The organism is Streptomyces kryoterrae, from assembly GCF_054072135.1.
The window spans coordinates 5,375,108-5,396,501 of record NZ_CM133358.1 but is presented as its reverse complement, the minus strand read 5'-3'; the positions used below and the strand labels follow the sequence as shown (position 1 = coordinate 5,396,501).

16 protein-coding genes and 2 pseudogenes are annotated in these 21,394 nt (G+C 71.9%); 12 read left to right on the top strand and 6 right to left on the bottom strand.

Annotated elements, in window-relative coordinates; genetic code table 11:
- Positions 1-150: 150 nt before the first annotated feature.
- Positions 151-1,653, bottom strand: coding sequence for a sensor histidine kinase (locus tag ACW4TU_RS23620; RefSeq protein WP_457416655.1), 1,503 nt, complete (start codon positions 1,651-1,653; stop codon positions 151-153).
- Positions 1,650-2,399 (bottom strand): response regulator transcription factor, encoded by a 750-nt coding sequence (locus ACW4TU_RS23615; protein ID WP_164312262.1) that lies wholly within the window; start codon positions 2,397-2,399, stop codon positions 1,650-1,652. Before ACW4TU_RS23615 ends, ACW4TU_RS23620 begins: the two co-directional genes overlap by 4 nt.
- A 246-nt stretch (positions 2,400-2,645) precedes the next feature.
- Here ACW4TU_RS23615 and ACW4TU_RS23610 point away from each other — a divergent pair, with 246 nt between their 5' ends.
- The 5 genes from ACW4TU_RS23610 (at position 2,646) to ACW4TU_RS23590 (ending at position 7,167) form a co-directional block, all read left to right on the top strand.
- On the top strand, positions 2,646-3,998 hold the full coding sequence (locus tag ACW4TU_RS23610; protein WP_457416653.1) for a ferredoxin reductase family protein: 1,353 nt from the start codon (positions 2,646-2,648) through the stop codon (positions 3,996-3,998).
- 7 nt (positions 3,999-4,005) lie between these two features.
- The gene (locus tag ACW4TU_RS23605) at positions 4,006-4,458 is read left to right on the top strand and encodes an FMN-binding protein (protein ID WP_457416651.1); all 453 of its coding nucleotides are present in this window, start codon (positions 4,006-4,008) and stop codon (positions 4,456-4,458) included.
- 178 nt (positions 4,459-4,636) lie between these two features.
- Positions 4,637-4,993, top strand: coding sequence for a PRC-barrel domain-containing protein (locus ACW4TU_RS23600; RefSeq protein WP_457416649.1), 357 nt, complete (start codon positions 4,637-4,639; stop codon positions 4,991-4,993).
- Positions 4,994-5,053: 60 nt separating this feature from the next.
- Positions 5,054-5,227 (top strand): hypothetical protein, encoded by a 174-nt coding sequence (locus ACW4TU_RS23595; RefSeq protein ID WP_457430732.1) that lies wholly within the window; start codon positions 5,054-5,056, stop codon positions 5,225-5,227.
- A gap of 179 nt (positions 5,228-5,406) precedes the next feature.
- Entirely contained in the window at positions 5,407-7,167 is a 1,761-nt protein-coding gene (locus ACW4TU_RS23590; RefSeq protein WP_457416647.1) for a PP2C family protein-serine/threonine phosphatase, read from the top strand.
- A gap of 47 nt (positions 7,168-7,214) precedes the next feature.
- On the opposite strand, the gene ACW4TU_RS23585 is transcribed toward ACW4TU_RS23590, so the two are convergent.
- Positions 7,215-8,549, bottom strand: a complete 1,335-nt coding sequence (locus ACW4TU_RS23585) for a phosphatase PAP2 family protein (protein WP_457416645.1) — start codon at positions 8,547-8,549, stop codon at positions 7,215-7,217.
- A gap of 632 nt (positions 8,550-9,181) precedes the next feature.
- On the opposite strand from ACW4TU_RS23585, the gene ACW4TU_RS23580 reads away from it, so the two are divergent.
- From ACW4TU_RS23580 to ACW4TU_RS23570, 3 genes are read left to right on the top strand one after another with little or no spacing between them, the layout of a single operon-like run.
- Complete coding sequence (locus tag ACW4TU_RS23580) at positions 9,182-9,871, top strand: HemK2/MTQ2 family protein methyltransferase (RefSeq protein WP_457416643.1); 690 nt, start codon at positions 9,182-9,184, stop codon at positions 9,869-9,871.
- Positions 9,855-10,091, top strand: coding sequence for a CDGSH iron-sulfur domain-containing protein (locus tag ACW4TU_RS23575; protein ID WP_457416641.1), 237 nt, complete (start codon positions 9,855-9,857; stop codon positions 10,089-10,091). Before ACW4TU_RS23580 ends, ACW4TU_RS23575 begins: the two co-directional genes overlap by 17 nt.
- Positions 10,088-11,167: an iron-containing redox enzyme family protein gene (locus ACW4TU_RS23570; RefSeq protein ID WP_457416639.1), complete on the top strand. Its 1,080-nt coding sequence runs from the start codon at positions 10,088-10,090 to the stop codon at positions 11,165-11,167. Before ACW4TU_RS23575 ends, ACW4TU_RS23570 begins: the two co-directional genes overlap by 4 nt.
- Positions 11,168-11,512: 345 nt before the next feature.
- On the opposite strand, the pseudogene ACW4TU_RS23565 reads toward ACW4TU_RS23570, so the two are convergent.
- Positions 11,513-11,977, bottom strand: a pseudogene (locus ACW4TU_RS23565) (SRPBCC family protein); the annotation flags it as partial.
- 127 nt (positions 11,978-12,104) lie between these two features.
- Between ACW4TU_RS23565 and ACW4TU_RS23560 the strand changes: the two are divergent.
- The 4 genes and pseudogenes from ACW4TU_RS23560 to ACW4TU_RS23545 form a co-directional block, all read left to right on the top strand.
- Positions 12,105-13,649, top strand: coding sequence for an FAD-dependent oxidoreductase (locus tag ACW4TU_RS23560; protein ID WP_457416637.1), 1,545 nt, complete (start codon positions 12,105-12,107; stop codon positions 13,647-13,649).
- Positions 13,650-13,961: 312 nt separating this feature from the next.
- The gene (locus ACW4TU_RS23555; RefSeq protein ID WP_457416635.1) at positions 13,962-15,278 is read left to right on the top strand and encodes a sensor histidine kinase; all 1,317 of its coding nucleotides are present in this window, start codon (positions 13,962-13,964) and stop codon (positions 15,276-15,278) included.
- Between the two features lie 150 nt (positions 15,279-15,428).
- Entirely contained in the window at positions 15,429-16,961 is a 1,533-nt protein-coding gene (locus ACW4TU_RS23550) for an MFS transporter (protein WP_457416633.1), read from the top strand.
- Between the two features lie 287 nt (positions 16,962-17,248).
- Positions 17,249-17,725 (top strand): annotated as a pseudogene (locus tag ACW4TU_RS23545) (GtrA family protein); the annotation flags it as partial.
- Between the two features lie 685 nt (positions 17,726-18,410).
- Here the strand turns inward: ACW4TU_RS23545 and ACW4TU_RS23540 are convergent.
- Both ACW4TU_RS23540 and ACW4TU_RS23535 read right to left on the bottom strand, forming a co-directional pair.
- Positions 18,411-18,848 carry a DUF5955 family protein gene (locus tag ACW4TU_RS23540; RefSeq protein WP_457416631.1) on the bottom strand — a complete coding sequence of 146 codons (438 nt, stop codon included), beginning with the start codon at positions 18,846-18,848 and terminating at the stop codon, positions 18,411-18,413.
- A gap of 22 nt (positions 18,849-18,870) precedes the next feature.
- Positions 18,871-21,093: a hypothetical protein gene (locus ACW4TU_RS23535; RefSeq protein WP_457416629.1), complete on the bottom strand. Its 2,223-nt coding sequence runs from the start codon at positions 21,091-21,093 to the stop codon at positions 18,871-18,873.
- Positions 21,094-21,394 lie beyond the last annotated feature (301 nt).

Genomic DNA, 21,394 nt, shown 5'->3' with positions numbered 1-21,394 from the left:
GCAGCTGAAACGGATTCTTACGATGGCAATTGCCGCATGACGAATCCGCGGAGGTCAGAAAGGGACGAGGGTGGTCGCCGCCCTGGCCATGGGCTCGGCCCGGGGCGGCGCGACCACGTCCGATCGCCCGTCACCCATACCCGTCACCCGTCACCCGTCACCCGCGGGGAGCCGGACGGTGAACGTGGTTGATCCCGGGCCGCTTTCGAGGGTGACGCCGCCGCCGTGGGCCTCCGCCACCGCTGCCACGATCGACAGCCCGAGGCCGGTGCCGGTGCCGTGGTCCGCGCCCTCGGTGCGGCGGCGGTCCGCGTGGGTGAAGCGTTCGAAGACCTTGGGCCGGAGGTCCGCGGCGACGCCCGGCCCGTCGTCGTGGACCTTCAGCAGCACCATCGCCTTGTCCTCGCTCTCCAGGCTCTCCTCGCTCTCCAGCGAGATGGTCACCGTGGTGCCGACGGGGGTGTGCAGGCGCGCGTTGGCCAGGAGGTTGGCCAGCACCTGGTGGAGCCGGTGGGCGTCACCCGTCACGGTCACCGGCTCCTCGGACAGCTCCAGGGTCCAGCGGTGTCCGGGGCCCGCGGCCTGCGCGTCCGTCACCGCGTCCAGGACCAGCCGGGTCAGGTCGACGGGCAGCCGTTCCAGGGGGCGGCCCGCGTCGAGGCGGGCGAGGAGCAACAGGTCGTCGACCATCTCGCCCATGCGGGCCGCCTCGGCCTCGATGCGCTCCAGGGCCCGCACCACCTTCGGCGGCACCGGGCCGGGGTGCAGCAGCGCCAGTTCGGCGTGACCCCGGACCGAGGCCACCGGCGTACGCAGCTCGTGGCTGGCGTCGGCGGCGAAACTGCGCAGCCGTTCCTCGCTCGCGTGCCGTTTGGTCAGCGCGTCCTCGACGTGACCGAGCATCAGGTTGAAGGCGCTGCCGACGCGTCCCACCTCACTGCGCGGGTCGGCCTCGGGCGCGCGCGGCCACAGCCCCACCTCGCCGCTGGAGAGCGGCAGTTCGCTGACCCGGGTGGCGGTCGCGGCCACCCTGCTGAGCGGCCGCAGCGACCAGCGCACCCACAGTGCTCCGGCGACGCCGGCGACGGCGAGGGCCGCGCCCAGGACGACGGCGGCGACCAGTTCCAGCCGGTGGACGGCGGCCTCCACGGACTCCGTGGGCAGCCCGGTGATCAGGACGTCCCCGTCCCTTCCCTCGGTCGCCATCATGCGGTAGTCGTCCAGTGCCGAGAGGCCGACCGTGTGTCCCTCGCCGTCGGCGGGCAGCCCGGCGAGCCTTCTCCGGTCCCGCGCGCTCAGCGCGACGGTCACCGTGCCCGTGCCTCTGCCGGACGCCACCACCGCCGCGTTGGTGACCGTGCCGTCGACCAGCCGGGCGCCGAACGTTCCGGCGGCCTGACGACGGGTGTCGCCGTCGCCGCCCTCGTCGCCGTCCCCGTCGGACGGCAGCGGGGCGCCGTGTTCCAGGCTGGCCGGGAACCGTACGCCCGCCTCGCGCAGCTGCTGGTCGAGCCGGCCGGTGAGGAAGCCGTTCAGCTCCACCACCGCCGCCACCCCGACGGCCGCGCAACTCACCGCGAGCAGCACGACGAGACCGGCGGTGAGCCGCGCCCGCAGCGTGTGCGGGCGGGGCAGCCGCCCGCGGGGCCTCACCGGGCCACCGGCTTGAGTACGTATCCGGCGCCCCGCACCGTGTGGATCATCGGCGGGCGGCCCGCGTCCACCTTCTTGCGCAGGTAGGAGATGTACAGCTCGACGACATGGGCCTGGCCGCCGAAGTCGTAGGACCAGACGCGGTCGAGGATCTGCGCCTTGCTGAGCACCCGGCGCGGGTTGCGCATCAGGAAGCGGAGCAGTTCGAACTCCGTCGGGGACAGCTCGACGAGTTCACCGCCCCGGGTGACCTCGCGGGCCTCCTCGTCCATGACGAGGTCGCCGACGGTCAGCCGCGGCCCGTCCTCCGTCTGCCGGGCCATGCCGGCCCGGCGCACCAGCCCGCGCAGCCGGGCGACGACCTCCTCCAGGCTGAACGGTTTCGTCACGTAGTCGTCGCCGCCCGCCGTGATGCCGGCGATACGGTCCTCGACGGCGTCCCGCGCGGTCAGGAAGAGCACGCACACGTCGGGGCGTACGGCGTGCAGCGAGCGCAGCACGGCGAAGCCGTCGGTGTCCGGGAGCATGACGTCGAGGACGACGGCGTCGGGCAGCAGTTCGCGTGCCTCGGTGACGGCCGAGACGCCGTCGCCCGCCGTGCGGACCTCCCAGCCCTCGTACCGCAGGGCGCCGGAGAGGACCTCCGCGAGGTCGGGGTCGTCGTCGACGACGAGGACCCGGAGCGGCGTGCCGTCGGTCCGGGTCAGCGTGGGGCGGCCGAAGCCGCGGGGGCGGGGAGTGTTCATCTCGGTTACCAGGATGCGGCCCCGCCGCCTCCCCGGCCGCTTTCCCGACCTCTGAGTTCCCTCTGAGTCCGCTCTGCGTCCGCCATGGCCCCGACCATCCGGCCGCCCGTCCCACCTGCGGGTTCGGCCCCGCCACCGGCCAGGCGCTGAGAGCGGGCTCAGAGGTTGCGTCGGCACAGTGTCGTTCCGGACGCCCACAGGGACGTACCACCGTACCGACGTACCGACAGCCGAAGGGACACGCGGATGACGACGGCGTACGCGCAACGAAGGGTCGCCCCCGCGCCCCCCGCGCCACGGCGTTCCCCCGCCGGGCCGGTGCTCGCCGTCCTGTGGGGCGGCGCCGCCGCCGTGCTCGCCCTGTGGTGGTACGACACGGGCTCGGTCGTCGGTACGGCGGGCTGGCTGACGGGAGCCGGACGGATCGCGGGACTGCTGTGCGGGTACGCCTGTGCCGTCCTCGTCGGTCTGATGGCCCGGGTCCCGCTGCTGGAGCGCCGGATCGGCGCGGACCGGGTGACGCGCTGGCACGCCAGGGCGGGCCGCTACACGGTCTGTCTGCTGGTGGCGCACATCGTGCTGATCCTGCTCGGGTACGCCGCCCAGGACGGCTCCTCGTTCCTGGACGAGGCGTTCACCGTGGTCCTGGACTACCCGGAGATGCTCAAGGCCACCGCCGGCACCGTCATCCTGTTCGCCGTCGGGATCGTCTCCGCCCGCGCGGTGCGCCGCCGGGTCGCCCACGAGTTCTGGTACTACCTGCACCTGCTCACGTACGCCGCGATCTTCCTCGCCTTCGGCCACCAGCTCGCCCTGGGCTCCGACTTCACCGGCGACGGGGCGGCCCAGGCCGCCTGGTACGCGCTGTACCTGGGCGTCGCCGCCCTGGTGGTGTGGTTCCGCGTCCTCACCCCGGTACGGCTCAACCTGCGCCACCGGCTGCGCGTCGACTCCGTGCACCGGGAGGCGCCGGGCGTGTACTCCGTCGTCGTCGCCGGCCGGCGACTGGACGAGATGGGCGTACTGCCGGGGCAGTTCCTGCGCTGGCGGTTCCTCACCGACGGCATGCGCTGGACCTCCACGCCGTACTCCCTGTCGGCGCCGCCGCGCCCCGGCCTGCTGCGCATCACCGTCAAGGCGCTCGGCGACCACAGCGCCGCCGTGTCCCTGCTGCGGCCGGGCACCCGGGTGTGGGCGGAGGGCCCCTACGGGGCGCTGACCGCCGACCGGCAGACCTCGCACAGGTCCCTGCTGATCGCGGGCGGCGCCGGCATCACCCCGCTGCGGGCCCTGTTCGAGACACTGCCCGGCGACGTCACCCTCCTCTACCGGGCCCGGACGAACGAGGACCTCGCCCTGGGCGGGGAACTGGACGCGATCGCCCGGTGGCGCGGGGCGAGGGTGCTCCACGCGCTCAACGGCCCGGACGGCCGGCGCCCCGACCTCTCGGCCCACTCCCTGCGGGCGGCCGTGCCCGACCTGGACGCCCACGACGTGTACCTGTGCGGCCCGCACGGATTCGCGCGGGACCTGTACGAGGCGCTGCGCGCCGCCGGGGTCCCCGACCGCCGCATCCACCACGAGTCCTTCGAGCTGTGAGGCCCTCTTGCACACGTTGAGGAAGAACCGTCCACTGCGCCGCACAGCGCTGGCGAGCGCCGCGACCGTCTCCGCCATGGTGCTGCTGCTGTCGCTCAAGCCGCACACGACACCGGCCGCCGTCACCGCCGGGTCGGCGAGCTCTTCCGCGCCGTCCACCGGTTCGAGCGGCTCGGCCACCGGCACCCGGACCCTCACCGGCGACTCGGTCCAGACCCGCTACGGCCCCGTCCAGGTACGCGTCACCCTGACGAACGGGAAGCTCACCGACGTCACCGCGGTCACCTACCCGCAGGAGAACCCGAGGGACCAGCAGATCAACTCGTACGCCGTCCCGCAGCTGACCCGAGAGGCGCTCACCGCCCAGAGCGCCGACATCGACACGGTCTCCGGAGCCACCTACACCAGCGACGGCTACCGCCAGTCACTCCAGTCGGCACTGGACTCCGCGGGCAGCTGACACCGGCCCCGGGAGTTGCGCCCCGGGACACATTCGCGCGCCGAACGCTGCATGAAGTGCTCGATGCCGGGGACTTGTTTCGGTCATACGATGACAAGTGGGTCGGCGTGGTCAGGTGCTCGAGCCCAGGCCAGGGCCGTCGCACCGTACGCCGGAGCGCGCAGACAGGGAGCAGGGCATGATCCGTTCAGCCGACATCCGCGAGTGGCGCAACCACGAGGTGGTCGACGAGAAACAACGCAGGATCGGCATGCTCGAATCGGTCTACGTGGACACGACCACCGACGAACCGGCCATGGCCACCATCCGGACCGGGCTGCCCACCCGCCACCGGCTGGTCTTCGTCCCCCTCGACGACGTGGTCCTCGGACCGGGCTACGTCAAGGTCTCCTACTCCAAGACACAGGTGCGCAATGCTCCGTCGATCGGGACCGACGACGTACTCCCCGCCGAGCAGGAGGCGGAGATCTTCAAGCACTACGGCCTGGCGTACCAGCCGGGAGCAGGGGGCGAACGTCAGCTCGCCCGCCGCTGAACACATGTGCACTTCGCTCACTCCGCGTCATTCGCACACGGCACAGAGGAGATGGTCCGGATGATGGCGCTCTTCCTTCTACTGGTCCTGGTGGCCGTCATCCTGGGAATCATCGGTGTGGCGGCCCATGGTCTGGGATATCTGCTGGCCATCGGCATCGTCGTCTTCGCCGCCGACCTGATCTTCTTCGGGGCGCGGCTGACCCGGCGGGTCAGGCGGCGGCCCGTGCGCTGACCGTGAAGCCGTACGGTGGGGGCGAACCCGGGACGTGGACGGACGGATTCGTCGTGCCGGCCATGCGGCCGGGTTCCTGTCGGGGGCCATCGGACACCGGTCCGGGGTTTCCCCCCGACGCGCCCACGGGCTTCGGTGCGAGGCCGCCCTGACTCGAGGGCGGCGTGGTGGAGGATGCGGTGCCCGGTGCGGGTGACGAGTCGGGGGCACGGCCGGCGGCCGGGCCGAAGTTCTGGAGACAGGTCGTCGAACGGCTGAGCACAGCACTGATGGTGGTCGATCCGGCCGGCCGGATCGACGCCGTCAACCCGGCCGCCGAGCGGCTGCTGGGCCGTACCGCCACCGCGGTACGCGGGCAGGACGTCCACGACCTGCTGCACCGGGACGCGGCCGGCGGCACCCTCCCACGGGAGCGGTGCCCGCTGCTCCGGGCGCTGGCCGGGAAGGGTGCCGCACGCGGTGACGGCGACAGCTGTCTGCGCGGCGACGGCCGCCTGGTCACGGTCTCCTGGTCCGCCTCTCCCCTGGTGGACGACGGTTCCTTCAAGGGCATGGCCGTGCTGCTCACCGACCGCACGGACAGCGCCGACGGCAGCGGCGACCCGGGCGCGCGTCGCGAAGGCGCGGCCTACACGAGCGCCCTGGAGGACCTCAACGAGCGGCTGACCCTGGTCGCGGAGATCACCGACGTACTGGGCCAGACCCTGGAGACCGACGAGGCTCTCGCCCGGCTGGGCCGACTGCTGGTCCCTCGTCTCGCCGACTGGGCGGCGGTGGACCTCCGGACCGGTTCCGGGCGGATCCACCGGGTGGCGGTCACCGGGCCCGCGGGCCGGGACGCCGCGCTGGAGGGCGGACGCGAGCGCCTGCCCGAGGCCGGGGAGGGGGAGGGGGAGCGTGACTGGTCGCCCCTCGTCCAGGTGCTGAACGGCGGTGATCCCGTACGGCAGGGCGTGCCGGAGATGGCCGCCGCCGCACCGCCCGGCTCCGGCCTGGCCGCCGTGCACAGCGACTTCCTGCGAACGGTGCGCGCGACGTCCGCCATCACGGTGCCCCTGGGCTCCGGCCCCGAACGGCAGATCACCGGCGCCCTGACCGTGGTGCGCACCGATCCGGCGCACCCCTTCGACGACGCCGACCTCGGGGTGGTGAGCGACATCGGGCGGCGGGTCGGCCTGGTCATCGACAACGCCCGGCGGTTCGGCCGCCAGCGGGCCGTCGCCGAGGCCATGCAGCGCAACCTGCTCGCCCCGCTGCCCCAGCCCGGCCGCCTGCGGCTGGCCGCCCGCTACCAGCCCGCCCCCGTCGGCTCCCAGGTCGGCGGCGACTGGTACGACGCGTTCGAGCTGAAGGACGGCACGCTCGCGCTGGTCATCGGCGACGTCGTGGGCCACGATCTGACGGCGGCGGCCGGAATGGCCCAACTGCACGGCATCCTGCGCTCGTTGGCCTGGGACCGCTCCGGGCCGCCGGGCACGGTCGTCGACCGCCTCGACGACGCCATGCCCGCCATCACCACCGTCCCCATGGCCACCCTCGTCCTCGCCCGGGTGGAGGGCCACCCGGACACGGGCCCGTGGACCCTGCGGTGGACCAGCGCCGGCCACCCGCCGCCGCTCCTGCTGACCCCCGGCGGACACGCGCGGTACCTCGAAGCCGGCCAGGGCCTCCTCCTCGGCGCCCGTCACAACGGCGGCGGCGAGAGCCGGCCGACCGCCACCCAGGCCCTGCCGCCGGGCTCCACCCTGCTCCTCTACACCGACGGCCTGATCGAGATCCCCGGCAGCGACCTCGACACCGGCCTGCGCCGCCTGCGCAGCCACGCCCTGGACCTCGCCCACGCCCCGCTGGACACCCTGTGCGACCAGCTCCTGGCCCGTATGCCACCCGGCAGCACGGACGACGTGGCGCTCCTCGCGCTGCGGCTGCCGGAACTGTGACGGGGGGGCGGGGTGTCAGTTCGAAGAGATCAACGATCTCCGGTCGTTCACGACCGGGTAGTTGACACCAGTTCGAGTCGCCGTCCCGGTTGCCGCGCCGGTGTGTGCTCCGGTTCCCATCTCCTGGTGGTCCGTACGTACCCGTCGATCACCGAGAGCATCGCCAGAATGATCAGTGGTCCGAACACCCACGGATGTTCGGCCATCTCCATCGGCAGACAGCGGTACGACACCAGGAGCGCGGCGAAGACCGTCGCGCCGTGAGCGACCAGCCAGGTCGCCGACCGGTCCCAGCCACGCGCGAGCGAGCGCAGAGCGGCCTCGACCGTCAGCGCGAACACCACGCCGGCCACGAGGTCCGCACCGTAGTGGTAGCCGAAGCCCAGCGTCGCGGTGAGCGTGGCGACCAGCCAGAAGGTGCCCGCGAACCGCAGGAACCGTGGGCCCTTGCGGGAGTGGACGAAGATCGCGGTGGCCCACGCTGTGTGCAGGCTGGGCATGCAGTTGCGGGGCGTGATCCCGTCGTACGGCATCGGGTGCGGGGTGGTGATCGGCAGTGGCGTGTTCGGCCACAGGTCGGCCACCGCCCAGTGCCCGCCGCCGGTGCCGAAGGCGCCGGGGCCGTACGCGAAGACCGGTCCGACGACCGGGAAGATCATGTAGATGGCCGGTCCGAGGAGGCCGATCGCCAGAAAGGTGCGCACCACGTGGTGGCTCGGGAAACGGCCTTCGGCGGCCACGTTGCGCAGCTGGTACAGCGCGACGCAGACCGCGGCCACCGCGAGCTGGATGTAGACCCAGTCGAGAAGATGGGTGCCGATCGGGCCCGTGGCCCTGACCATCCGGCCCACCAGCCACGACGGATCGCCCAGCGCGTGATCGGCGGTCGCCACGTACTGGTCGAGCACCGTCGGGCGGGTCTTCGACGTGATCAGCAGCCAGGTGTCGCCCGCCTTGCGGCCCGCCACCAGCAGCAGGCCCAGCCCGACGCCCTTCAGCAGCAGGAGCCGTTCCCGGCCGGTGCGGCGCGTGACGGCGATGACCGCGCAGCCCAGCATCACCCACAGAGCGCCGTTGCCGAAGAAGTGGCCGCCGCCCACCCTGGCGCCGGCCGCCACCCGCACCAGCAGCACGACGACGTCGATGCCGATCGCGGCCCCCGCCGCGATGAACCGCTCCCGCCAGGTGAGGACCACCATCATCAACGCCATGCTCGCGTACAGCAGGGGCCCCGACTTGGGGGCACATATCACCTCGCGCACCTGGTTGGTGATCGGTCCCGGCAGGCCGTAGTGACGCGCGGCGACCTCCAGCGCGACGAGGAACCCGAGGGCCACCACACCCGCCACGGCCCAGAGCCTCGCCGACGGTTGCCGCCACATCGAGAACATGGTTCTGCGATGTATTCGCTCAGACGCTCGCGGCGGCATATATGAGTTCCCATTCGATTTGCCGGACTTCTGTCAATCAGCCACTGATCACGTTTTTGGGCAGCTTCCTCCCCCGTGAAGTCAACCTGTGTGAGACCTGTCAGCGGCTCCCGACAGTTGAAGATGGCTGGATCACGGTCCGGGTTCCGGACTCACCAAGCTCCGGGTCCGGCGGCGGATCGCGGCAGTGCCCGGAAGCGGTCGCGCCCGAAGAGGACCGCGAGGACGATACTCCAGGCGCCGGACGAGGTGAAGTCCCGGACAACACCAGCTGGACGGCGGACCACGGGGTGAGCGGTACGGCGGTCGGGGCGGTCGGGGCCGGCACCACATCACCTCAGGAGGTGAGTTGACTCCCGGGAGGGGGATGAACACACTTTTCGACCGTTACGTCTGCTGCCAGGGGGTACTCGTGGTGCGCCGTCGGCTCGTGTCCGTGCGGTGAACCGTCTGTCCCCTACGTCGGAGCGATCGTGCGAGCACCTGTCGACAAGCGCACTCTCAAGCAACCCCCCGAGCCCGCCCGCGCCGAGGCGCTGACCGAGGGCCCCGGCTCCGCACCGGGCTCGGACTGAGGGGCTCCCATGACAGTCGAGGTCGAAACCCTCACCACCGCCCCCCGGCTCCGCTGCTGGGTGCCCCGGGGCGTGTACGCACCCCAGACCGACACCCGGCTCCTGAGGCAGGCGATCCGCCGCGAGGGCGTCTCGGAGGGGACGGACGTACTGGACCTGGGCACCGGAAGCGGCATGCTCGCGGTCGAGGCGGCCCGGCTCGGCGGCCGGGTCACGGCCGTCGACATCTCCTGGCGGGCACTCGCCACCGCCCGGCTGAACGCCCTGCTGAACGGACAGTCCCTGCGCGTGCGCCACGGCGACCTGGCGTCGGCGGTGCCCGGCCGCCGCTTCGACCTGGTCATCAGCAACCCGCCCTACGTGCCCGCCCCCGACACCGCGCCGCCCCGGGGCCTCGCCAGGGCCTGGGACGCCGGCCAGGACGGCCGTCTGCTGATCGACCGTATCTGCGACACCGCGCCGACGGTCCTCCGGCCGAAGGGGACCCTCCTGATCGTGCACTCCCACCTGTGCGGCGTCGACGGGACGCTGGCCCGCCTGGACGCGGCCGGGCTGCGGGCGAGGGTTGTCGACCGGGCCCTGCTGCCCTACGGCCGGGTGCTGCGTTCCCGGCTCACCTGGCTGCGGGAGCAGGGGCTGACGACCACCGCCGAGGGCACGACGGAGGAGCTGGTGGTGATCCGTGCCGAACACGCCTGAACGTCCCCGCCGGGTCCGCGTCCAGCGCGACGGGCCCCTGCTCATCGAGGGCCCGGTCGAGGTGGTGGGCGAGGACGGCGAGGTGTCCGTCTCGAACCGCTTCACCGTGGCGGTCTGCACCTGCCGCCGCAGCCGCGCATTCCCCTGGTGCGACACCAGCCACCGCCGCCGCAGCCACAAACCGTCCGACAAGGAAGGCAAGGAAGGCAAGGCCTCATGACCGGCTCCCCCACCCCCTCCCCCGCCCTCGCCCGGCAGCAGTTCCGGCTCCGTCCCCCGTCGCTGCCCGAGCCGCGTGGCCCGCTCTCCGCCGCGGTGACGGCCCGGCTGCGGGGAACGGCCCCCGGAGGTACGCCGCTTCCCGTCCCGAATCCCGAGAGCTGCTCCCCGTACGGCGACGACCTGCAACTCGCCCTCTACGTCCTCTACGAGCTGCACTACCAGGGCTTCCAGGACGTCCCCGACAGCCTTGAGTGGGACAGCGCTCTGCTGGCCTGCCGCGGTGCGATGGAGGAGGTTTTTCTGGGCGCACTGCGCAGGGACGTGCCGATCGACACCACGGAGACGGCCGAACAGGCGCTGGACGAACTCCAGCTCGAACCGGTCGGCGACGACGGCACCGGCGTCTCGTACTTCCTTCGGGACGAAGGCACCCTCGAACACGTGCGCGCATACGCGGCGGCGCGCTCCCTCTACCACCTCAAGGAAGCCGACCCGCACGCCTGGGTCCTCCCCCGGCTCCACGGCCGGGCCAAGGCGGCCATGGTCGCCGTGGAGTTCGACGAGTTCGGCGGGGGCCGCGCCGAGGAGATCCACGCGCAGCTGTTCGCCGACCTCATGGCGGACCTGCGGCTGGACACCACGTACGGCCACTACGTCGACGCGGCGCCTGCCGAGGTGCTCGCCACCGTCAACCTGATGTCCCTGTTCGGTCTGCACCGCGCGCTGCGCGCGGCGCTCGTCGGCCACTTCGCGGCCGTCGAGGTGACCTCGTCCCCGGGCTCCCGCCGCCTCGCCGAGGCGATGCGCCGCGTGGGCGCCGGCCCGGCCGCCGTGCGGTTCTACACCGAGCACGTGACGGCGGACGCGGTGCACGAACAGGTCGTACGGCACGACGTCGTGGGCGGACTCCTGGAGGGCGAGCCGCACCTGGACGCCGACGTGGTGTTCGGTATCCACGCGACCGCCTACCTCGAGAACCGCCTCGCGGACAGGCTGCTCGGCGCCTGGCGCGAGGGCGCCACCGGACTGCGCGGGGACTGGCCGGCAGCGGCCGGGAGCCGGCCCTCGGCCTAACATCCCGCGAAGGAGAACAACCGGAGCAGAACAAACCGATGGGCGCCGCGTACGGCGCCCATCGGGGTGGAGGGGTGAGGACTCAGGCCTCGGAACGCGGGCCTGAGAACTCAGGCCTCAGCGCGGTCAGATCCGCGGACCGGGGGTGCCGGGAGTACCCGGCGTGCCACGGGTACCGGAGGTACCAGGGGTGTGGGGAGCGCCGGGGACACCGGACGTTCCAGGGGCCCCAGCGGTGCCGGGGGTCCCGGGAGTGTGGGGAGCACTGGGCATGGGGGTCGTTCCGGTGGTCCCAGGCATCCCGGTGGTCCCGGGCGTCCCGGGCGTCCCGGGCGTCTCGGTGGCACCCGGGTCTCCGGGGCGGATGCGTCCGCGCCAGGCGCCCGTCTCGCCGCCGTGCTCCTCGATGAAGTCCTTGAAGCGGTGCAGATCGCCCTTGACACGGCGGTCGATGAAGCCGAGCGCGTCCGCGCCCTTCTCGACCATGCCGGTGGGCTCGACCTCCATCGTGAGCTCCACACGGGTGTGCGTGTCGTCGAGACGCTCGAAGCGGACCGAACCGCGCTGCTGGGTGTCGCCGCCGACAGAACGCCAGGTGATCCGGTCGTCCTGGAGCTGGTCGACGATCTCGGTGTCGAACTCGCGCTTCACCCCACCGATCTTGGTGGTCCAGTGGTTGTGACGCTCGTCCAGCTGCTTGACCTCCTCGACGCCCTCCATGAACTGGGGGAACTCTTCGAACTGAGTCCACTGGTTGTAGGCGGTGTGGACGGGAACGTCCACTTCCACTACTTCCTTGACCGTGCTCATGCTTTCCTCCTTATATGAGGTGTTGGCGGCATTGGCGGTCTTCCGCACGACCTCGGGTACCCAGGCTCACGGATTGAAGACATCCCGGTCCTGGCGTATCCCTCACCGCGATGGGCACTCGGCCGCCATGAACCCCGAAAACGGAATCCAGAGCTCCTACTGGCTGGACACCGCGCGGGCCGCCGCCCCCGCTCCCCCGCCGTCCGGTGACCTCACCGTGGACGTCGCCGTGATCGGTGGCGGCATCGCCGGACTCAGCACCGCGTACGAGCTGGTCCGGCAGGGACGCGAGGTGGCGGTGCTGGAGGCGGACCGCGTCGCCGCCGGGGTCACCGGCCGCACGACGGCCAAGCTCACCGCCCTGCACACCCTGGTCTACGACCACCTGCGCCGCACCCGCGGCGCCGAGGGCGCCCGCCTGTACGCCCGCTCCCAGACCGAGGCGATCCGGTACGCCGCCGGGCTCGTCGACGAACTCGGCATCGACTGCGAGTGGGAGGAGGCGGCGGCCCACACCTACGCCGAGGACCCGAAGCACGTCGGGACGTTGCGGGCGGAAGCGGAAGCCGCACGCGAGGCGGGCCTGCCGGCCGACTTCGTGACCGAGACCGACCTGCCCTTCCCGGTCGCCGGCGCGGTCCGGGTGAGCGGACAGGCCCAGTTCCACCCCCGCAAGTACCTGCTGGCGCTCACCGAGGACCTGCGCGGGCGCGGCGGCACGGTGTACGAGGGCACACGCGTCGTCGGTCTCACCGAGGGCGAACCCTGCGTCCTGCGCACCGACGCCGGGATCTCGGTCCGCGCGAAGGAAGTCGTGATCGCCACGCACTACCCCGTCTTCGACCGCGCCCTCCTCTTCACCCGGCTCAGCCCGCGCCGGGAACTCGTCGTCGCCGGGACCATCGACGAGGACCGCGCCCCGCGCGACATGTACATCACCCAGGAACAGAACACACGCTCGGTGCGCAGCGCCCCGTACCGCGACGGCAAGCGCCTCCTGATCGTCACCGGCGAGCACTTCACCCCCGGCGCCGCCGGCACCGAGGAGAGGTTCGACCGGCTGTCCGCCTGGGCCGACGACCGCTTCACCGGCCTCACGTTCACCCACCGCTGGGCCACCCAGGACAACGACTCCACCGACTCCGTACCGCTGGTCGGCCCCCTCCACCGCGGCAGCCGGCACACCTACGTGGCCACCGGTTTCGGCGGCTGGGGTCTGAGCGGCGGCATCATGGCGGGCCGGCTCCTCAGCGATCAGATCAACGGCCGTACGGTGGAGTGGAGCGGCCTCTACGACCCGCGCCGGCTGACGCCCGTGATCCGCGAGGGAGTGTCGTTCCTGAAGCACCAGGCCCAGGTGGCCCGGCACTTCGTCGGCGACCGGCTGCCGACCATGACGGCCCCCGAGCCGGGCGACATCCCGCCGGGCCACGGCGCGGTGCTGCGCCTGGGCGGACAGCAGTGCGCGGTCCACCGGGACGAGAGCGGCACCCTCCAGGCCGTCTCGGCCCGCTGCACCCACCTCGGCTGCATCGTGGCCTTCAACGACGCGGAACAGGCATGGGAATGCCCCTGCCACGGCTCCCGCTTCGCCCCGGACGGACGAATCCTCCAGGGGCCCGCGGTACACCCGCTGGAGAAGCGCGACATCCCGCGGTCGGACAAGCCCTAAGTCCCGGGGGCAGCCTGCCGGCCGGTTCACTGTCGACCGACTCCAGCCTCGGCCCGCGCTTCTGCGCGGACCCCGGCACGAACCAGCAGATCCGGGAAGGCGTCGTACGCGTCGACGACAAGGGCAACCCGTTCCGGGCCAGCGGGAACGTGGGGCGGTCCGCGTACAACTATCCCCCCACCGGTGAGTTCTGGGCTGAACCTCTCCAGCTGAGCTGGCGGCGCGACGTCAAGAAGGTTGCTTGACTTAAGTAACTCTTTTATGTTTGCCTGAGTCAAGCAATATTACCTACCGTACAGGAACCGCTCCCCCATGATCAGCAGCCCGCAGCGGCAGCTGCGCAGCCATCCGAGCCCCGTAGGGCATCCCGAGCCCGTGGAGCATCCCGGCCCCGTCGACGCCGCTGTCGCCGCGGCCGTCTTCGCCTGTTCCTTTCCCGGCAGCCTCTTCACGCTGCCCGGCGGTCCTGCGCTCCCGTGGTGGCCCGGCGCGCTGCTGACGGGCGTCTCCTGCGTGGCGTTGCTGTGGCACCGCTGCCGTCCCCGCGCCACCGTGACGGTGACCGCCCTCTGCGCCACCGCCATGGCCGGCATGGGCCACGTTCTCTCGATCCTGCTGCTCGGACCGCTCATGGTCGCGCTCCACTCACTGGCCCTGCGTACGGACCGGAAGACCGCCAACTCCTTCACCTGCGGCGGCATCGTCCTGCTGGTCAGCACGGCGCTGATCGTCGGCCCTGCCGGTGAACCGCTGGTCCTCAAGCTGGTCGGCCCCGCCGCCTGGCTGCTGCTGCCCACCTCACTGGGCACCGCGAACCGACTGCGCGGGGCCTATCTGGAGGCGGTCCGGGCCCGCGCCGAGCACGCGGAGCGCACCCGGGAGGAGGAGGCCCGCCGCCGGGTCGCCGAGGAGCGGATGCGCATCGCCCGTGACCTGCACGACGTCGTCGCCCACCACCTGGTGCTGGCCAACCTCCAGGCCGGCGCAGTCGCCCGTCAGCTGCCCGCCCGGCCCGACGAGGCGGCGCGGATCGTCGCCGAACTGACCGGCACCACATCCTCGGCCCTGCGTGAACTCAAGGCCACCGTCGGCCTGTTGAGGAACTCCGACGACCGGGACCCACCCATGGAACCCCCTCCCGGACTCGCCCGACTGCCGGAGCTCGCCGCCTCCTTCCAGCACGCCGGGCTGAGGGTCGCCGTCAGAGTCGAAGGGGAACCGCGGCCACTGTCGGCCGGCGTGGACCTCACGGCGTACCGGATAGCGCAGGAGGCCCTGACCAACGTCACCAAACACGCCGCCGCCCGTTCGGCCGAGGTGCGGCTCACCTACTCCGCAGCCGGCGTCGTCCTGGCCGTCACCGACGACGGCCCGGGGAAGAAACCCGTCTCCCCCGACTCCCTCGAATCTTCCGACTCTCCCGACTTCCTCGAATCTTCCGAATCTCTCGACCTCCTCGAATCACCCAACCCCCTTTGCCCGAGCGGTGGTTACGGCCTCATCGGCATGCGCGAGCGGGCCCATTCCGTCGGCGGGACCTTCCGTGCGGAGCACCGCGGCCAGGAGGACGGGGGCGGCTTCGGGGTCGTCGCCGAGCTGCCCCTCCAGGCCGAGCAGGCCCCACTGTGACGCAGACCACCACACCCCCCTCCCATTGAACTTGCGTAAGTCAAGCAATTCTCTTTATGCTTGCGTAAGTCAAGCAATTTGATGTGCGGCTCGATTCGGCACCCGACTCGACGCTCGATTCCACGACTCGCCCCACGGAGGACCGACGCCATGTCCAACGCCCTTACCCGTCCCGCCGGAGCGGGAACACCCTCCCCCGCTGCCCGAAAGGCGCGGGAGGTGCCCCCACCGCCGAGGCCGAACGCCGTGGTGGCGGTACTGGCCCTGGCCGGGATCGTCGTCTCGCTGATGCAGACCCTGGTCATCCCGATCGTTCCCGAGCTGCCGAAGCTGCTGAACGCCCCGGCGTCCGACACCGCCTGGGCCGTCACCGCCACCCTGCTCGCGGCCTCCGTCGCCACCCCGGTGGCGGGCAGGCTCGGCGACATGTTCGGCAAGCGCCGGATGCTGCTGGTCAGCATCGTGCTGCTGGTGTCCGGTTCGGTGGTCTGCGCGCTGGCCGACTCCCTCGTCCCGATGATCATCGGGCGCGCCCTGCAGGGCCTCGCGGCAGCGGTCGTACCGCTCGGCATCAGCATCATGCGTGACGCACTGCCCGCCGACCGGCTGGCCGGATCCACCGCGCTGATGAGTGCCTCCCTCGGTGTCGGCGGTGCGCTGGGACTGCCCAGCGCCGCGTTCATCGCCGACAACTGGGACTGGCACATCCTCTTCTGGGTCTCCGCGGCCCTGGGTGTCGTCGCCCTCGTCCTGGTCCTGCTGATCGTGCCGGAGTCGAAGGTGCGCGCCGGCGGCCGGTTCGACCTGGTCGGCTCGCTCGGCCTCGCGGCCGGTCTGATGTCCCTGCTGCTGGCCGTGTCCAAGGGCGGCGACTGGGGCTGGACCAGCGGTACCACCCTCGGCCTGGGCGTCGCCGCCGTCGTGATCCTGGTGACCTGGGGCTGGTGGGAGCTGCGCAGCCCGCAGCCGCTGGTCGACCTGCGCACCACCGTCCGCCCGCAGGTGCTGTTCACCAACCTCGCCTCGATCGCGCTCGGCTTCTCGATGTTCGCGATGTCCCTGGTCCTGCCGCAGCTGCTCCAGCTGCCCGAGACGACCGGCTACGGCCTGGGCAGGTCCATGCTGACCGTCGGTCTGGTGCTGGCCCCGCAGGGCCTGGTCATGATGGTCATGTCCGCCGTGTCCGCCAAGGTCACCAAGGCCAAGGGGCCGAAGGTCACCCTGATGATCGGTGCGCTGATCGTGGCCGGCGGCTACGGCCTGAACCTCCTCCTGATGTCCGAGGTCTGGCACCTGATCCTGGTGTCCTGTGTCATCGGCGCCGGCATCGGCTTCACCTACGGTGCGCTGCCCGCCCTGATCATGGGCGCCGTGGACCCCACCCAGACGGGTGCCGCCAACAGCCTCAACACCCTGATGCGGTCCCTGGGCACCTCCTTCGCCAGCGCCCTCGCCGGCGTGATCCTGGCCCAGATGACCACCGACTTCGGTGGCGTGGCACTGCCCTCGGAGAACGGCTTCAAGGTCGTCATGGCCATCGGCGCCGGAGCCGCCCTGCTGGCCTTCCTCCTCGCCTCCTTCATCCCGCGCCGACGCGAGGACACTAAGGGGACCGCGTCCGACAGCCCGGTCGAGGCACCGGAGGGCGTGGAGGGTGCGGAGGTCGCCGCGACCAAGGCGTAGGCATACGTCCCTTCAGCCGCCACACACACGCAGAAGCCGCCGCCCGCACCTGCGGGCGGCGGCTTCTGCACGTCCGCGTCCGCCGTCCCCGCACGCCCACTCCCCGTCTCCCGCCCTCCGCCTCCCGTCCCCCTCCTGGGCGAGCCGCGGCCGGCGGGCCGTGATCTCCGCGACATCCGACCCGAGACTACTTGCGTAACTCAAGCAATTCGATATGCTTGAGTAAGTCAAGCAAGTTCACGTCGCGGGCATCGAGACCGCGCGTACGGAGCGGATGGAGACCCGCCATGGACGAAGCGTCCCGGACCCCGGCGGCCCCGACCGCTCCCGGCCCGTTCGCCTCCTTCGCCCGGTTCGTGGTGTGCGGCGGCGGTGTCGGCGTTCTCTCCAGCTTCGCCGTGACACTGCTGGCCCTGTCGATGCCCTGGGGGCTGGCGAACGCGGTGATCACCGTCGCCTCCACCCTCCTCTGCACCGAGCTGCACGCCCGCTTCACCTTCGGGGCGGGTCGCCGCGCCGGCCGACGCGAACACTGGCAGTCGGCGGGCTCCGCGGCGGTGGCGTACGTGGTGACCTGCGCGGCGATGCTCCTGCTGCACCTGGTCCAGTCGTCACCCTCGGCGCTCACCGAGCAGATCGTCTACCTCAGCGCCTCAGGCCTCGCCGGCCTCGGCCGCTTCCTGGTCCTGCGGCTGTTCGTCTTCGCCACCGGTCGCGGTACCGGTGCCAGTGCCAGTGCCAGTGCCGACCGTGCCGCGGAGCCGGTCCTGGAGTGCGTCCCGGCCGGTGACGCCACCGGCGGAGCGACGACGGTCACGGCACGACCGGCGGTCGGCGGCCCCGTCCGGCACGGGCGCGCTCACGGCCACGGGCTCCGGACGGCACATCCTTCCCGGCGGGAAACGCCCCGCGGACCCCGCTGCCGGCCGATGCCGAACCACCTCCGGCGTCCGACGGGTCCGACAGGGACCCGCCCACAGCGGCAGCGCGGCAGGTCGTCGGGCAGTGCCCGGAACGCCTGGTGCCGGCTCAAGGGGCGTACGACAGGGAAGTCGCGCCGGTCGGGGGTGAGGGTCGCGGCGGTGTCGTAGTCGGAGGCCGGTGCCGCGTTCACGGCGTCGGCGAGGTCCGGGCGCAGGCGCAGGTGCAGGTCCGGGTGCAGGCGCAGGCGCAGGTCCGGGCGCAGGTCCGGGCGCAGGTGCAGGTCCGGGCGCAGGTCCGGGCGCAGGTCCGGGTGCAGGTGCAGGTCCGGGCGCAGGTCCGGGCGCAGGTCCGGGTGCAGGTGCAGCGCGTTGGGTGGACGTGGACCGACCGGGCTGCCGCCCGGTGGTCCTCCGGCGACGGATGTCGTCGGCCGCGCTTTCTCGCTCGCCGCGGTCCGGATCCCGGGCCGCGGCGGCGGTCGCCCGAGCGCCGACCCCTGGAGACCATCGGGTCGGCGCTCGGGCGTCAGACGCCCAGGGCCCCCCGTACCGTCTGCGCGAGTTCCCCGACCGCGAGCACGAGCGGGGTCACCGGCTGGACGAACTCGGTCAGGCGGTCCAGGGCGCGTCGCAGGACCGTCGGCTCCGGCTCCTCCTCGTCGAGTTCCTCCCGCAGGCGCCGCAGCTCCCGGGTGGTGGCCTCGGGGTCGGCCAGCGCCTCGCGGTGCTGGGCGAGCAACTGCTCGACCTGGACGAGGAGTTCGGACATCCGGGCGGCGGCCTGCTCGGCGCCCTGCGGCTGGAATCCGACCGAACCGGAGAACGCCTGGGCGCGGTGGCCGATCGCCTGGTTGCCCACGTAGTGCGTACCGCCGTTGATCACCAGGCCGTTGTTGACGGGCGGTTCCGGACGGACGGGCGGGTCCGGACGGCCGACCTCACTGCTACCGCTACTGCTGCTCATCGCGAAATCCCTGTCTTCCGGGCTACTTCTCGGCACCGGCGGTGGCGGCCGGGCCGGTCTTCTGCGTGACGTTCTGGGTGGCGCTGGACCCCGGGCCGATCGCCTGGTTGCCGATGATGCTCGTCCCGCCCTGCTGGATGAGGCCCTGGTTGAGGATGGTCTGCTGCTGGCTGCGGAAGTCGGTGATGTCGTAACCGCGCGCGTCGAGGAACTCCCGGATCGCGGCGAGGGTGTGGCGTTCCACCGCCGACGTGATCCGCCCGGCGTCCACCACCTGGAAGTAGTTGTGGTAGCTGGGGCTCAGCGCCAACTCCCGTACGCTCAGCCGGGCGCCGTAGTCGAAGACCGGGTCCTGCTCCAGGGCGGTCAGTTCGTCCACCATCCGCCGGGTGCGCCTGGCCTCGAAACGGGCCTGACGCAGCGCGCGGGAGGGCGCCCCGAAGAACGCCGGGCCGGTACGGGGGAGCGCCTCCGCCAGCAGCCCGCGCTGCCGCTCGGGGGTGAGCGGGTCACGCAGCCGGTCCACCACGTGGTAGGCGGCGGCCACCGGACCGAGCACATGGTTGCCGCACTGCAGATGCAGGGTCCTGCCCTCGGTCGAGAAGTGCAGGAACACGCTCGGCACCACGTCACCGCCCCAGAGCGGCACATGGACCGCCAGATGGTGACGGACCGTGCCCGTCGGATGGAGCACGATCTCCTGGATCTCCTCGGCCGACAGCCGCGCGGCCGGTGACAGGCCGGTGGTCGACATGAACCGGGGGTCGTCGCCGATGGTCGTGCCGTCCACGAAGACCCGGTCCTCGACGGTGAGGGAGCGGAGGTCCTCCGAGGTGGCGTCCGCCGTCCCGTTGACACCGCCGCGCGCGGCGACCGCGCGAAGCTGTTGGCGTACGTGGTCGACGAGTTCGACGACGGTGAACGCCTCCGGCTCGGCGGGCCGCGATCTCTTGCCGGGGGTGTCCTCGGCGGGCAGGAGCGGCACCGCGAGCGACCAGTTGGAGGCGGCCATGGCGTAGCCGACGAACGGTGAGAACCCGCTGTACACGGTGACGTTGCCGTCGCGTGCCTCCTTGACGACCGCCAGCCGCCGGGCGATCCACACCCGCCGGGGCACGGACGGCGGGGGCTGCCGGGTGAACGTCTCGCGGGTCATGGTGGTGCGCAGCAGCTTGTCGACGGCGAGGTCGTGCCGCACGACCGTCGTGTAGGCGAAGAGCGTCGCGCCGACGGACGCGAGCACGGCCGGTACCCCCGCCAGGTAGGCACCGAGCAGCCAGCTCGCGAACCCGGAGACGGGCAGTGCCGCGATGCCGATGGCGAAGGGGAAGGCGAAGAGCACCACCCCTGCGGCGGTGACCGCCGTGGCCGGCAGAACCCTGCGGCCGGGCTGGCGCAGACCACGGGTGGCACGGCTGGGTCGCGGGCGGCTCATCGCCGTGGCGACGGACAGGAGCAGCGCGGGGAACACCAGCCACAGCGGTGCGAACAGTGCCACGACCGCGAACGCCCCCGTCAGCCGCAGGTCGCGGGCACGGCGGAGGTCCTGTGCCGCCAGGCAGTGGCGGGCCACCGCCACCAGGTCGACATCGGGCGAGGGTGCCACGGCGCCGGCCTCGTCGGCGAGCACGCCCTCCACCACCCGGTCGGCGAACCCCTCGTCGACGTAGGCCGCGGCGCACAGATACCGGGTGACATCACCCGGCGTGCTTCCGACCGGCATGTGCGCCTGCGGGGTCGTCATGGCGGCATCTCCCTTTCCCTGAAGGAACTTTCCCTGAAGGAACGACGGCTTCTTGCCGGCACGGACGGAACCGGCGACTCGCGCACCTTTCCGGCCCATGGTCAGCAGGCCGAGAAGGACTCCGGTCACCAGGCCGAACGCGAGTGGGGCGTGCAGGAGCTCTTCCTTCAGGCCGGCGGACGACAGGTCCAGTCCGTCGACGAAGGTGTCGAGCATCCACCAGCGCAGCAGGGCCACGAATTCCGACACCAGCAGTGCCCCGACGAGGCAGCGGCTCCAGCCGGTCGCCCGGCGCATGACGCGGGCGAGCGCCACGAGCAGCAGTACGACGCTGAGGTCCTGCACGACCAGCATGGACGAGCCGAAGTAGTCGATCCGCGGGTCGGCGGAGAGGGCCCACCTCGGGACGAAACCCCCCTGGATCAGCCAGCGTGCGGTCTCGCCGTCGTAGTACTCCGCGTAGAGGTCCTCGACGCGCCGCTGCCCCCAGGGGCTGCCCACGAGGAGAAGGAAAAGGCACAGCAGCGTGATGCGGCCGCGCAAAGGTGATCTGGCCCGAGACACACTCCATCGAGACATGGACATGTGGCGTTCCCCCCGTCGCCGTTCCCCCGCGACCTGTGGCCGCACCCTATGGCTATCCCCGTTCACGGCGGGCGGGAACCCGTGAACTTCCGTGACTCGCGCGGCTGTTGTGGACAGTCAAGGGAGCAATGAGGGGAACAGTGAACAGTCATGAGGGGAGCAGTGAACAGTCCTGCCGGGGGCGGTGTGGACACCGACCCCGGCAGGACTCGACGTA